Origin of the sequence: Streptomyces sp. Ag109_O5-1, from assembly GCF_003814875.1 — a bacterium.
Taxonomy (GTDB): domain Bacteria; phylum Actinomycetota; class Actinomycetes; order Streptomycetales; family Streptomycetaceae; genus Streptomyces; species Streptomyces sasae.
In genome coordinates this window covers 5962584-5975108 of sequence record NZ_RKQF01000001.1, presented here as the reverse complement: position 1 = coordinate 5975108, position 12525 = coordinate 5962584, and the positions used below count along the sequence as shown (strand labels likewise).

Below are 12525 nucleotides of genomic sequence, written 5' to 3'. Positions count from 1 at the left end.
ATCGCGCCGTGCCCCGCCCCGCTCAACCGGCGGCCGGGGAGCAGCGCGCGAAGCACACCGCTCAGGACTTCGCCGAGGGCGTCTGCCTGATGCCGTCCACGACGGTGCGCTCGAGGATGGCGTTGGTGAAGAGGATGGTGCCGGGGGGGATCAGGGCGCCGTCCTCGCTGTCCTTGCGGACCTGGACCGTGCGCACGCCGAGGAACACATGGCTCTTGCTGTCGAAGATCCACTCGTCGCGCTCCCCGCTGGTCTCGTCGAGCCGGGCCACCGCGACACCGTGCCGGCCCGCCGCGTCGGTCGCGTCGTCGACCACGACGACACCGGGGATCTTCTCGGCGGCCTTGAACAGCGCCGGGTACAGCTCCGCCGGCGGGTAGCTCTCGACGAGCAGGTCGCCGATGGTGCTGAACGCCTCCTGGTCGGGGGAGTTCCCCTGACCCTTCGTCTCCGCGTAGATCTTGGCCAGCAGCTTGTCGGGGTCGGTGGTGAGCTTGGTGAGGTAGTCGTACGACGGGCCGTTCAGGGACGGCTTCGGGGTGTTGCCCTGCTCGTCGGGGAGGGACAGGGTCTCGCCCTCGGGGCTCTTGTTGACGGCAGGGTCGATCAGCCAGCCCTTGGTGCCGTCCGGGGACATCCAGGTCTGCCGGGTGTGCAGCGGGTGGCCGGCCAGGGAGGTCCCGGAGTCGGTGTTGCTGACGTAGGAGTCGGCCGACTCGGACTTGATGTAGATGTACTGGCCGGGCTCGACGTCCGGGCGGGAGGACGAGGACCTGGCGGCCGCAAGCGAGATCTGGTCGAGCAGCTGGGGCACGCCCTTGCTGCTCGCCGCGCCGATGGTGGTGGTGAGGGCCGGGCTGTAGTCCCGCACCCCGTTGCCGTCGTCGGACCGGGTCAGTCCGACGACGACCGCGGCCGCCAGCGCCACCGCCGTCAGGGGCAGCGCGATCGCCGGGCGGAGGAGCCGGCGGCGCCGCTCCCGCATGGGGGCCGCCGCCGTGTGCTCCGCCTGCTGCAGGTCGTGGATCTGGGCCATCAGTCGCTCCTTGTGGAACTGGTGGCGGCCCGGTGGCAGGTCCCGCGCCGTGCCGGACAGCAGCTCGGCGCTGCCGTCCTCCTCGGCCGGGCGGTTCCGGGAGGTGTTCGCGGTCATCGTTTTCCTTCCTGTGCGGGCCGGATCACATGGGTGTGATCACCTCTTGTCTGTCGGGGGAGGCCGGTGCCTTCCCGATGACCGCGAACTTTTTTCGGCGGCGCGCCGTCGGCCGGCGGCGTACCGGTGAGGTCTCGCAGCTTTCTGCGGGCGCGGGAGAGCCGGGAGGCGACCGTGCCGACGGGGATGCCGAGCGCCTTCGCTGCGGCCTCGTAGTCCAGGCCCTCGCCCAGGCAGAGCGTGACGACCTCGCGCTCCGGTCTGCGCAGCCTGGCGAGGGCGGTGAGGGCCGTGGCGAGGCGGTGCCGGCCGTCGATGCGGTCGGCCACCTCGTCCGCGTGGTCGGGCACCGACAGCTCGGCGGCCGCGGCGGCGTCCACGGCGGCTCGGTAGCGCCTGTTGCTCCGGTACTGGTTGCGGGCGGTGTTGGTGGCGATGCCCAGCAGCCACGGCCGGAGCGAACCGCCCTCGGGGTCGACCCGTTCGCGCAGCCGCCATGCCTCCAGGAAGGCGGCCGCCATCACGTCCTCGGCGACCGACCAGTCGGCGGTGAGCCGGAAGGCGTGGTTGTAGACGGCGTTGGCGTAACTGTCGAACAGCTCGGCGAACGCGCTCGGATCCCCGGCCCGCACCCGGGTACGCATATGTGTGCTCACGTCAATGAGCTGTCCGGCACCCCACACCGACTTCTAGTGACTTGGGTCACACCCGACTCCCTCTGCTGAGCCCTCCCCCTCGCTCACCGAGGGGCCCGCCCTCCGAGTCTGCGGCACGCGCCGCTGGCAGGGCCTAAGCCCGCCCGTGGGAGACGGCCGCCCGTCGGGTCAGGGCGTCGAAGACCACCGCGATCAGCAGCACCCCGCCGGTGATCATGAACTGGACGGCGGGCTGGACGCCGAGCAGGGCCATGCCCGACGCGATCGACTGGATGACCAGCACCCCCAGCAGGGCCGACCAGGTCGAGCCGCGGCCGCCGAAGAGGCTGGTGCCGCCGATGACGGCGGCGGCGATCGCGTTGATCAGCAGCATGCCGGAGCCCGGCACCTGGGTCGCGGAGGTGAGCCGGGAGGCGAAGAACAGACCGCCGACCGCGGCCAGCGCGCCCGACACCAGGAACACCGAGACCTGTACCCACGCCACCCCGACCCCGGCCCGCAGCGCGGCCTCCGCGCCGCCGCCCAGGGCGAGGACCCGCCTGCCGTAGGTGGTGCGGCGCAGGAGCAGGTCGGAGGCGACGAGGACGGCGAGGAAGACCAGGAGCGCGAGCGGGACGCCCTCGAAGCGGCCCAGTACGTGGACGGTCGCGAACGTCACCACGGTGAGCAGAGCCGTACGGACCCAGATCCCGGCCGCCGGGCGGCACGGCATGCCGGTGGCGCCGCGGCGGGCGCGGTCGTGGAAGGAGACGGCCAGGTACGCGGCCGTGCCGAGCGCCGCCACGCCGTAGCCGGCGACGGGGACGCCGAAGTGGCGGGCGGTCAGCATGGCGACCAGACCGTCGCCGCTGAAACTGATGGTGCCCTCCGGGCCCAGCAGGTAGAGCATCAGCCCGTTCCAGGCCAGCAGCCCCGCGAGGGTGATGACGAACGCGGGGACCCCGGTCCTGGTGAACACGAACCCGTGGAAGGCCCCGGCGGCCGCGCCCGCCGCCACCGCCACCAGCACGGCGAGCCACTCCGGCATCCCGTGGTTCACGTTCAGCGTCGCGAACAGGGCGCCCGACAGACCGGCCAGCGAGCCCACCGACAGGTCGAGCTCGCCGATGACCAGCACGAAGACGACACCGACGGCGACGATTCCGGTGCCGACGATGTCCACGCTCAGCACGGACAGGTTGCGCGGCGAGAGGAAGTTGGCGTTGAGCGCCTGGAAGACCGCCCAGATCACGGCGACGGTCAGCAGGACCGGGGCCGGGCCGAGGCCGCCCTCGTGCAGTCTGTGGCGCGCCGCGCCCGCGCGCTCCTTGAGCCGTTCGCCGTACCGCCGCCCCCTCACGGCCATGTCTCCTCCGAGCCGGCCGGGGGATGCCGTCTGGCGTGGTCGGCCGCGCCGGTGATGGAGGCGATGATCTCCTCCTGGGAGGTGGTGCCGACCTTGAAGACCCCGTTGTTGCGGCCCAGGCGCAGCACCGCGACCCGGTCGGCGACGGCCTTGATGTCGCCCATGTTGTGGCTGATCAGGAGTACCCCGGTGCCCCGGTCGCGGATCTCCTCGATCAGGTCGAGGAGCTGGTTGGTCTGTTCGAGGCCCAGGGAGGCGGTGGGCTCGTCGAGGAGCAGCAGCCGGGGGGCGCTGAGGAAGGAGCGGGTGATCGCGACGACCTGCCGCTGGCCACCGGTCAGCGTGGCGAGCGGCGCCCGTACGTCGGGGATGTGGATGGGCAGGGTCCGCAGCAGCTCGCGGGCCCGGCGCTCCATCTCGACCTCGTCGAGGATGCCGAACCGGTGGATCTCCCGGCCGAGGAAGAGATTGCCGACGACGTCGAGGTTCCCGCACATCGACAGGTCCTGGTAGACGGTCGCGATGCCGAGGTCCCGGGCGTCGTGGGGGCGTTTGATCTGGACCGGGCGGCCCTCCCACTCGATGACACCCCTTTCGGGGACGACGACGCCCGAGATCACCTTGACCAGCGTGGACTTGCCGGCGGCGTTGGCACCGACCAGGGCGACCACCTCCCCGGCCCGGATCTCCAGGTCGACGTCCACCAGCGCCTGGACGGCGGCGAAACGCTTGGAGACACCGCGCAGCGCCAACAGGGGCTGAACCACGGGGCGACCTCCTTCCCCGCCGTCGGGGTGTCAGGTGAGTCCGGCCCTGTCGCAGGCGGACCGGAGTTTCGGGGTGCATATCTGGTCGATGGTGTATATACCGTCCTTTACCAGAGTGTCCTTGATCGTGCCGACCGTCACCGAGTACGACGGCAGCAGAACCGAGGGGATCTTCTTCGTCGTCACACTGTCGACGGTGCCGGTGGCGACGGACCCGGCCGGCTCGCCGCGCCCCAGAGCCACGGCCATCTCGGCGGCCGCGTCCGCCTCGGCCCGGTAGGACTTGTAGACGGTCATGTACTGCCGGCCCGCGACGATGCGCTGCACGGCCACCAGGTCGGCGTCCTGGCCGGTGACCGGGGGCACCGGCCGGACCGCGCTCGCGTCGAACGCGGAGATCACGGCACCGGCGAGACTGTCGTTGGCGGCCAGGACGCCGTCGATACGGCCCGCGCCCAGGGCGGCGATGGCGCCGGCCATGTTGGTGTAGGCGTTCTCCGGCCGCCAGCCAGCGGTGTCGTAGGACTTGCCGATCCGCACCTTGCCGTCGAGGACCGAGAGCGCCCCGCGTTTGAACCAGCCGGCGTTCGGGTCGTTCGCGGCGCCGTTCATCATGACGATCTGGCCGCCGTGCGCCTTCGGGCCCATCGCCTTCAGCAGCGCCTCGCCCTGGAGCCTGCCGACGGTCGCGCCGTCGAAGGTGACGTACCCGGAGACCGGGCCCTGTGCGAGCCGGTCGTAGGCGACGACCGGGATGCCGGCCCGGTGCGCGGCCTCGACGGACGAGCGCAGCGACTCGGGGTCGATGGCGGCGAGGATCAGGACGTCCACGCCCCGGGTGATCAGGGCGGTGAGCTGTTGTTGCTGGACGTCCGCGTCGGGGGTGGCGGCGACGATCGGGGCCGGGCAGTGCGGGCACAGCTGCTTCAGCCGCTGCTCGATGAGCGGCCGGTCGAACTGCCCGAACCGCGAGGCCCCGCCGCCCGGCAGCAGCACACCGACGCTGAGGTGGTCGCTCCCGCTCCCACTCCCGCCGCCCCCGCCGCAGGCCGCGCTCAGCGCCAGCCCGGCACCGACCGCGGCCGCCACCCATGCATGGGCGAGGGATCCGCGCTTCCCGCCCGGAAGCCCGACAGTGAGACCCATGACCGGTTCCTTAGGGTCGATTACAGGCTTTTATCGGCGGTTGTCCGATATCAGGGTAGTCAAGCCGTCACCGGGTCTCGTCGCGAAGTGCCCGGTCGATCGCGGACAGCGCGCCGGTCAGCTGTGCGTAGTCGCCGGCCGACAGCGGTCTGACGAAGAACTCCTCCACCACCCGGGCATGGACGGCCGCCGCGCCCAGGAACGCCGTACGCCCCTTGTCGGTCGGTTCCACCAGGGCCACCCGACGGTCCCCGGGCGACGGGACACGGCGGACCAGTCCGGCCTCCTCCATACGGTCGATCAGCCGGGTGGTGCCGCTGCTGGTGAGCGTGAGGTCGTCGGCCAGCTGCCGCTGGGAGACCTCCTCGCCGGGCCGGCGGCAGAGCCGTATCAGCACCTCCAGCATGGTGTGGCTGATCCCGCACTCCCGGCGCAGCGCGCTGTCGATCCGCTGCTCCAGACGGGTGGCGGACTTGATCAGCAGCCCGAAGTCGCGGACGAGCGGGCTGTTGGCGGCGCGGGCGGCTTCGTCGTCGTGCGGGGGCGAGGCGTTCATCCGGGCGACTTTACTGCCGGATCACTTACTGCGGTGTCACTCACTGTCACATCACCTGCTGCTGTCTCAATTGCTGAGTAGTCAATTGCTGAGTAGTCAATGAAATCGTACGGTGGGAGCACGGAGCACGGACCCGCGAGCGAGAGGAAGACCAGTGGATCTGCAGCACTGGCTCGGCCGAGCCACCGACGCGATACAGGAGTGGGCCGACACCTTCGGCCCCTACCGGCCGCACCCGTCCCTCGACGTGACCGACGACCGCTTCGCACCGGTCTTCGAGGAGTTCACGGACCGGCTGAAGGACAACTACCCCTTCTTCCATCCGCACTACGCGGGCCAGATGCTCAAGCCCCCGCACCCCGCCGCGGTGGTCGGCCACCTCACCGCGATGCTCATCAACCCCAACAACCACGCCTTGGACGGCGGCCCCGCCACGGCCGCGATGGAACGCGAGGCCGTGGCCCGGCTCGCCGCGATGTTCGGGTACGACAGCCACCTCGGCCACCTCACCACCAGCGGCACGATCGCCAACCTCGAAGCCCTCTTCGTCGCCCGTGAGCTGCACCCCGGCCGGGGCATCGCGCACAGCGCCGACGCCCACTACACCCACGGCCGGATGTGCCACGTCCTGGGCATGACGAGCCACCCCGTCCGCACCGACGGCCAGGGCCGGATGGACCCCGACGCGCTGGCGGAGGTGCTGGAGACCGGTGACGTGGGCACCGTCGTCCTCACCACCGGCACCACCGGACTGGGCGCCGTCGACCCCGTCCACGAGATCCTGCCGCTCGCCGAGCGGTACGGCGTCCGCGTCCACGTCGACGCGGCCTACGGCGGCTTCTTCACGCTCCTCGCCGGCGCCGACGGCCCCGAGGGGCTGCCGCCCGAGCCCTGGCGGGCCCTCGCCCGGGCCGACTCGATCGTCGTCGACCCGCACAAGCACGGACTCCAGCCGTACGGCTGCGGAGCCGTCCTCTTCCGCGACCCCGAGGTGGGCCGCTTCTACCTGCACGACTCGCCGTACACCTACTTCACCTCCACCGAGCTCCACCTGGGCGAGATCAGCCTGGAGTGCTCCCGGGCCGGCGCCGCCGCGGCCGCCCTGTGGCTCACCTTCCGGCTTCTCCCGCCCACCCCCGAGGGCCTCGGCCAGGTCCTGGCGGCCGGGCGGCGGGCTGCGCTGCGCTGGGCGGACCTGATCGAGGCGTCCGAGTACCTGGAGCTCTACCAGCGGCCCCAGCTCGACATCGTCAGCTACTTCCCGGCCACCGACCCGGCGGCCCTCTCCGCGATCGACGCGGCCTCCGCCCGGATCCTGACGGACGGCATGACCGGCCCCGACCCGGTCTTCCTCAGCACCCTCAGGGCGGACCGCGAGGCCTTCGCCGCCCGCCACCCCAAGATCACGGCGGACGCGGACGGCGCCCGGGTGCTGCGCAGCGTCCTCATGAAGCCGGAGTCGGAGGACCATGTGGAGCACCTGCACGGCAGGGTGGAGCAACTGGTCGTCGCCGGGCGGACGCCCGGTCCCTGACCGCCCCGAGGTCACACGTCGGGCACTCCTCGCCCGCCGGCCTGCTCGCCCGGCCTACGCTGGCGCCGGACGAAGGGACACCGGGGAAACCGGGGGACACCGAGGGACGCCATGGCACGCATCACCGACCGGACCGTTCTGATCGTCGGCGCCTCGTCGGGCATCGGCGCCGAGGCGGCCCGGCAACTCGCCCACGGCGGCAACCGGTTCGTCATCACGGCCCGGCGCACCGCCGAACTCGCCGCCGTGGCCGCGGAGATACGGGCCGCGGGCAGCGCCTGCCTGGACCTGCCCGCGGACGCCCTGGACCCCGAGGCCGCCGCCGGGGTGGTGGCGGCCGCCGTCGCGGAGTACGGCTCCGTCGACGTCGCGCTCCTCAACGCCGGGCAGGGGCCGGACATGGCCATGGACCGGGTGAGCGTCACGGACGTCTCGCGGATCATGGCGCTGAACTACGACGTGGTGGTCAACTACCTGGTCCCGCTGATCGGGCAGCTGCGCGGGCAGCCCGGCGGCGGCCTGATCGCCCACACCAACTCCCTGGCCGGGCTGATGGGCATCCCCCGGCAGGGGCCGTACTCGGCGGCGAAGGCGGCCGTGCGCACCCTCGTCGACACCGCGCGCATCGAACTCGCGCCGCACGGCGTCCGGTTCACCACGATCCACCCGGGCTTCGTCGCCACCGAGCGCGTCGGCGGCGACGGCCTGCCCAAGCCCTTCCAGATCAGCCAGGAGCGGGCTGCCCGGTACGTCGTACGCGCCCTGGAGAAGGAGCCGGCGCAGGCGTACTTCCCGTGGCCCACGGCGGCACTGGTGCGCACCCTGCGGGCCCTGCCCACACCGGTCTCCGCCGCCGTACTGCGCCGACTGGCCTCGGTCGGCTAGCCCGCCACGTTCTCCGCGAAACCGAGTTCGCGCAGCGCGGTGCGCAGCCGGGTCGCCGCCTCGTCCAGCGCGGCCTCGTCCTTCTCGACCTCGGCCCTGGAGAAGTCGAAGTCGGCCATGCCCCAGGCGGGCGCGACATGGATGTGCATATGAGGCACCTCGAAACCGGCGATGACCAGTCCGGCCCGGGGCGCGTCCCAGGCGCGCCGCACCCCGCGGCCGATCGCCTGCGCCACGGTGACACAGCGGGCCAGCAGTTCACCGTCCGCGTCGGTCCACTGGTCCACCTCCCGCCGGGGCACCACCAGCGTGTGGCCGGGGGTCAGCGGGGCGATGCTGAGGAACGCGGCGACCTCGGGGTCCTGCCAGACGAACCGGGCGGGCAGTTCACCGGCGAGGATCCGGGAAAAGAGCGTGGGCATGAGGGCGAGTATCCCCTCAACGAGTGAGGCTCACCAGGTGAGTTCCGTCGAGTGCTGCCGTCGTCGAGTGCTGCCGTCGTCGATTGCTGCCGTCGTCGGGGGCGACGGACGCAGCGGCGAAGAAGAAGCGCACCGGCGCCCGGGCCCGCCGGCGGTTCCGACGGGCCCGGGCGGGCTCGGGCGTGACTGTCGGTGGTGTCAGTTCACCGTGAAACAGTAGTAGTACGGCTGCAGTTGGATGCCGGAGGCGCTCGTCGCGTAGACCGTGGCGCAGTAGTCGCCTGCGGCCGGCGGGGTCCAGTCGATGCTCGCCGTGTGGTCGGCTCCCGCGTCGACCGTGGCCTCCGGGTCGCCGTTGAAGGAGTACGTGTAGCTCGCCACACCCTTCGCCTTCGGCGTGAACGTGAAGGTGCCGGGGACACCCGCGCCGCCGCCCGAGCCGTTCTCCGGGTAGACGTCCGAGGTGATTGTGGGAGTGGTGTCGTAGCCGATGCTCCAGGACCCCGCGTCGCTCACCCAGCCGTTCGCGCTCTTGCTGGTCACGTCGACGCGCTCGCCGGCGATGCCGTCCAGCGTGAGGTCGGCCCGGGCGGTGCCGTCCGCCCCGGCCGCGACGTCGACGGTGCTGCCGTCGAGCGTCTTCACCGAGTAGCCGACGACCGGGCTGACCGCCTGGACGCCCGGGTCGGGCCGGAGCGTGAACGTGACCGTGTCGCCGAACCCGGGGGACGGGTTGTCCGGGGTGACGGTGGGCGCCGTGGAACGGACGAGGAACATGTATTCGGTGTCCTCGGATCCGTTGTACGCCCGGTCCAGGCTGCGTACCCACAGGGTCATCGGACCGGAGCCGGTCGGCGGGACGAGGTGGATCGTGGCCGAACCGCCGGGGGCGTCGGCGCGCGCGAAGTATCTCGTGTCCGCGTACGGGTCCTGGGGCTGCGGGATGCCGTGGTCGCCGATGTTCGTGCCGATGACCGGGAGGGCCTGCTGCCAGGAGAACTCGAAGCCGGTGACGTCCTTGTCGCCGTCGGCGTCGAGCTTGAACTCGACCGGTTCGCCGCCCTGGTTCCAGGTGTCCGGCGGGTAGTTCGGCGAGGAGACGGTGGGGGCCTTCGCCGGGCGGGTGTTGTCGATCGTGACGTAGCAGGGCGCCGACCAGTCCGAGGGCGTTCCCCCGGCCACGGTCTGGGCCTGCCACGCGTAGGTGTGCCCGTCGGCGAGGGCGTCCGCGGGCAGGCTGGAGGGGGCCTCGAAACCGGAGACGGAGCCGATGCGGGTGACCGTCGTGGTCTGCGTCGGGTCGGCGACCGGCCAGACCTGGTACCGCACGGTGAGCGAGGGGTTGTCGGTGGCGTCGGTGGTCGCGGGGATGCCCTCGACGACAAGGCCGGTACCGGCCCAGACGTACGTGGGCCGGTCCGCGTCGGTCGAGCAGTTCTGGTAGGCGTTGAACAGCTGAGTGGGCGTGACGGGCGTCGGGCCGGCCGCGCTCGCGGGTGCCGCGGCGGCGGCCAGCGCCAGTCCCAGGGTGCCGAGGACCGCGAGGACGGCACGTGCGCGGGTGAGAGTGCGGGTGTGAGTGCGGGTGCGTGTGCCGAAGGGTGTGGTCAAGTGGTCCCTCCCGTTTGGATGCCCGAAGCCGGTGGCTCGATGCGCACTGGTGTACGGGCGGCGGGAGGATCGTACGGGGGTGCCGCGGCGGGACGCATGAGAATTACGGGCGCGGGTGGGGTTGGCCGAACCCGTCCCCCGGATGGCGGGGATGCTCTACCGTGAAGCCCCTCAAAGCGGTGCGAGCCTGGCGGTTGCGGGTCGAGGGGGAGCCACAGGTGCAGGCAGGTGACGGCCGGACGCCGGACCCCGGCGGCGACTCAGCCCCCGATGCCGACGACCACGTCGACTTCCGGCAGGGTGTCTTCCGGGGGCAGGTCGTCGGAAAGATGATCGTGAACCACAACCGTCGCCGTCCCGACCGGCCCGCTCCGTGCACGCTGCCGATGGCGCAGGGCGGTTTCACCGGACGGGTCGGCGAACTGGCCGCGCTGGCAGCACGGTTGGGGCCGCCCGTCGGTCCGGCCCCGGACGCGCCGCTCGTCTGTGTCGTCACCGGCCTCGGCGGCATGGGCAAGACCGCGCTCGCGCTCAAGGCCGCGCACCGGGCCCGGAACGAGGGCTGGTTCACCGGAGGAGCCCTCTTCCTCGACCTCGCGGGCTACGACGACAACCCCGTCACCCCCACCCAGGCGGTGACCTCGTTGCTGCACGCCCTCGCCACCGGCGACCTCGACCTCCGCTCCGACCTGGTCGGCCACTACGGCGAGGAGGGCCACCAGCTCGACGCCTACCGCAGCCACCTCGCGGCGCTCGCCGACGCCGGCCGGCGGGTCCTGCTGGTGCTCGACAACGTCTCCGACTCGGCGCAGATCTCACCGCTGCTGCCCGCCAGCGGTCTGCACTGCGTGCTCATCACCTCGCGCGAATGCCATGAGTCGCTGACGGCCGTCGAGTTGCCCCTGGGACCTCTCACCCCCGACGACTCCGTCCGCCTGATCGCCCCGGCGTTACGCCGGCGGGCCGGCGGCGCGGACGAGTGGACGCCGGAGGAGGCCGAGTCGGTGCGCGAGCTGACCCGGCTGTGCGACCGTATGCCGCTCGCCCTGCGGATCGCCACCTCCCTCCTGCACCGGCGTTATGTCCGCAACCCGCTCGCGTCACTGGTCGAGGAGCTGAGAGCGGCCGTCGACCGCACCCGGGTCCTGACCAGCAGGGGCGTCGACGAATACGGCCGGGCCCTGGCGCTGGCCCCCGTGTTCGACATGTCCTTCCGCCGGCTGCCCCCGGACCGGACCCGGGCGCTGTGCCGGCTGGCCCAGGTGCCCTTCCAGGACTTCAGCACCGAAACGGCGGTGGTGGCCACCGGACGGCCCCGGCCCCTGGCACTGGATCTCCTCGACGACCTCGTGGGCGCCCATCTGATCACCGGCGAGGGGCGCGGCGACGAACTCCCCGAGCGCTGGCGCATCCACGATCTGGTCCGCGGCTATGCGAGCGCGCTGGCCGCCGACGACCCCGTACTCGGCGAGGAGGGCCGCCGGGCGCGCCGGGAGATACGGGACCACTACCGGACGAAGGCGGCGGCCGCCGACCGTCAGCTGCGGGCGCCCTCCGACGGCCCGCCGCCCGATCTGTTCAAGGGGCGGGCGGAGGCGCTCTCCTGGTTCCACGCCGAGCGCGTCAACCTCGTCGCCGCCGTCCAGTGGCCCGACGAACAGGACCCGGACTGCACCGTGGCGCTCGCGCTCCACCTGGCCGAATTCCTGCGCAGGCGGCGCTACTTCGAGGACTGGGTCAGTGTCAGCCGCAGGGCCGGGGAGCGGGCGCGCCGGTCGGCGGACCAGCACGCGGAGGCGACCGTCTGCAACCACCTCGGCAACGCGCTGCTGCGTGCCGAGCGGTCCGACGAGGCCATCGAACCCCTCGTCCACGCGGCGGACCTGTTCCGCCGGCTCGGCGATCCGGCCGGCGAGGGCATGGCGTGGAACAACCTCGGTCTCGCCCAGCGCAGATGCGGCCTGCTGCACGAGTCCGTCGTCACCCACCGGCGGGCCCGGGACCGCTTCCGTGACATCGGCGAGCGTTCCCACGAGGGCCGGGCCTGGCACAACCTCGGTCTGGTGCTGGACGCCCTGGGCCGGCACGGCGAGGCGGCGCTCGTGCTGCAACGGGCCTGCGTTCTGCACCGCGAGACCCACAACCGTTTCCTGCACGGAGATTCGCTCAACAGCCTCGGCTGTGTCCTGCACGCGGCGGGCCGCACCGATGCGGCCGTCGCCGCCCTGCAGGAGTCCCTCCGCATCCGCCACGACTCCGACAACTGGTACGCCAACAGCCTGACCTGGAACAACCTCGCCCGGGTCCTGGACAGCGCCGGCCGCGCCCCGGAGGCCGCCCACGCCCGGATCCGCGCCGCCGAGGCGGCCACCCGCGCCGGCACCACGGACACGAGGTACGGCCACCACCACTGAGCGCCCTGCGCACCGGCACCCGCCGGGAGCGTGCCG

Annotated in this window: 11 protein-coding genes; 3 read left to right on the top strand and 8 right to left on the bottom strand. The window is 72.2% G+C overall.

Translation table 11 applies throughout. The features are described from left to right. Positions 1–61: 61 nt before the first annotated feature. From EDD90_RS26915 to EDD90_RS26890, 6 genes are all read right to left on the bottom strand, one after another. Complete coding sequence (locus EDD90_RS26915) at positions 62–1153, bottom strand: CU044_5270 family protein (protein WP_123975573.1); 1092 nt, start codon at positions 1151–1153, stop codon at positions 62–64. Further along, complete coding sequence (locus tag EDD90_RS26910; RefSeq protein ID WP_123981686.1) at positions 1150–1797, bottom strand: RNA polymerase sigma factor; 648 nt, start codon at positions 1795–1797, stop codon at positions 1150–1152. Before EDD90_RS26910 ends, EDD90_RS26915 begins: the two co-directional genes overlap by 4 nt. Positions 1798–1942: 145 nt before the next feature. Beyond that, complete coding sequence (locus EDD90_RS26905; protein ID WP_123975572.1) at positions 1943–3154, bottom strand: sugar ABC transporter permease; 1212 nt, start codon at positions 3152–3154, stop codon at positions 1943–1945. After that, positions 3145–3921 carry an ATP-binding cassette domain-containing protein gene (locus EDD90_RS26900; RefSeq protein ID WP_260328082.1) on the bottom strand — a complete coding sequence of 259 codons (777 nt, stop codon included), beginning with the start codon at positions 3919–3921 and terminating at the stop codon, positions 3145–3147. Before EDD90_RS26900 ends, EDD90_RS26905 begins: the two co-directional genes overlap by 10 nt. A 30-nt stretch (positions 3922–3951) precedes the next feature. Continuing rightward, complete coding sequence (locus EDD90_RS26895) at positions 3952–5067, bottom strand: sugar ABC transporter substrate-binding protein (protein WP_123975571.1); 1116 nt, start codon at positions 5065–5067, stop codon at positions 3952–3954. 67 nt (positions 5068–5134) lie between these two features. Further along, a complete protein-coding gene (locus tag EDD90_RS26890; RefSeq protein WP_123975570.1) occupies positions 5135–5623 on the bottom strand; it encodes a MarR family winged helix-turn-helix transcriptional regulator in 489 nt (162 codons plus the stop codon). A gap of 154 nt (positions 5624–5777) precedes the next feature. Between EDD90_RS26890 and EDD90_RS26885 the strand changes: the two genes are divergently transcribed. After that, a complete protein-coding gene (locus EDD90_RS26885; protein ID WP_123975569.1) occupies positions 5778–7157 on the top strand; it encodes an aminotransferase class I/II-fold pyridoxal phosphate-dependent enzyme in 1380 nt (459 codons plus the stop codon). A gap of 111 nt (positions 7158–7268) precedes the next feature. Continuing rightward, positions 7269–8042 (top strand): SDR family oxidoreductase, encoded by a 774-nt coding sequence (locus EDD90_RS26880; protein ID WP_123975568.1) that lies wholly within the window; start codon positions 7269–7271, stop codon positions 8040–8042. Here EDD90_RS26880 and EDD90_RS26875 read toward each other — a convergent pair. After that, on the bottom strand, positions 8039–8464 hold the full coding sequence (locus EDD90_RS26875) for an HIT family protein (RefSeq protein WP_123975567.1): 426 nt from the start codon (positions 8462–8464) through the stop codon (positions 8039–8041). The genes EDD90_RS26880 and EDD90_RS26875 overlap by 4 nt on opposite strands. A 198-nt stretch (positions 8465–8662) precedes the next feature. Next, positions 8663–10075, bottom strand: a complete 1413-nt coding sequence (locus tag EDD90_RS26870) for a hypothetical protein (protein ID WP_123975566.1) — start codon at positions 10073–10075, stop codon at positions 8663–8665. 161 nt (positions 10076–10236) lie between these two features. Between EDD90_RS26870 and EDD90_RS26865 the strand changes: the two genes are divergently transcribed. Then, on the top strand, positions 10237–12489 hold the full coding sequence (locus tag EDD90_RS26865; RefSeq protein WP_123975565.1) for a tetratricopeptide repeat protein: 2253 nt from the start codon (positions 10237–10239) through the stop codon (positions 12487–12489). Positions 12490–12525 lie beyond the last annotated feature (36 nt).

Bases quoted from the DNA above. Each gene is read 5' to 3' on its own strand.
- EDD90_RS26915 (WP_123975573.1), bottom strand. From the start codon at position 1,153: ATGACCGCGAACACCTCCCGGAACCGCCCGGCCGAGGAGGACGGCAGC.
- EDD90_RS26910 (WP_123981686.1), bottom strand. From the start codon at position 1,797: ATGCGTACCCGGGTGCGGGCCGGGGATCCGAGCGCGTTCGCCGAGCTG.
- EDD90_RS26905 (WP_123975572.1), bottom strand. From the start codon at position 3,154: ATGGCCGTGAGGGGGCGGCGGTACGGCGAACGGCTCAAGGAGCGCGCG.
- EDD90_RS26895 (WP_123975571.1), bottom strand. From the start codon at position 5,067: ATGGGTCTCACTGTCGGGCTTCCGGGCGGGAAGCGCGGATCCCTCGCC.
- EDD90_RS26890 (WP_123975570.1), bottom strand. From the start codon at position 5,623: ATGAACGCCTCGCCCCCGCACGACGACGAAGCCGCCCGCGCCGCCAAC.
- EDD90_RS26880 (WP_123975568.1), top strand. From the start codon at position 7,269: ATGGCACGCATCACCGACCGGACCGTTCTGATCGTCGGCGCCTCGTCG.
- EDD90_RS26875 (WP_123975567.1), bottom strand. From the start codon at position 8,464: ATGCCCACGCTCTTTTCCCGGATCCTCGCCGGTGAACTGCCCGCCCGG.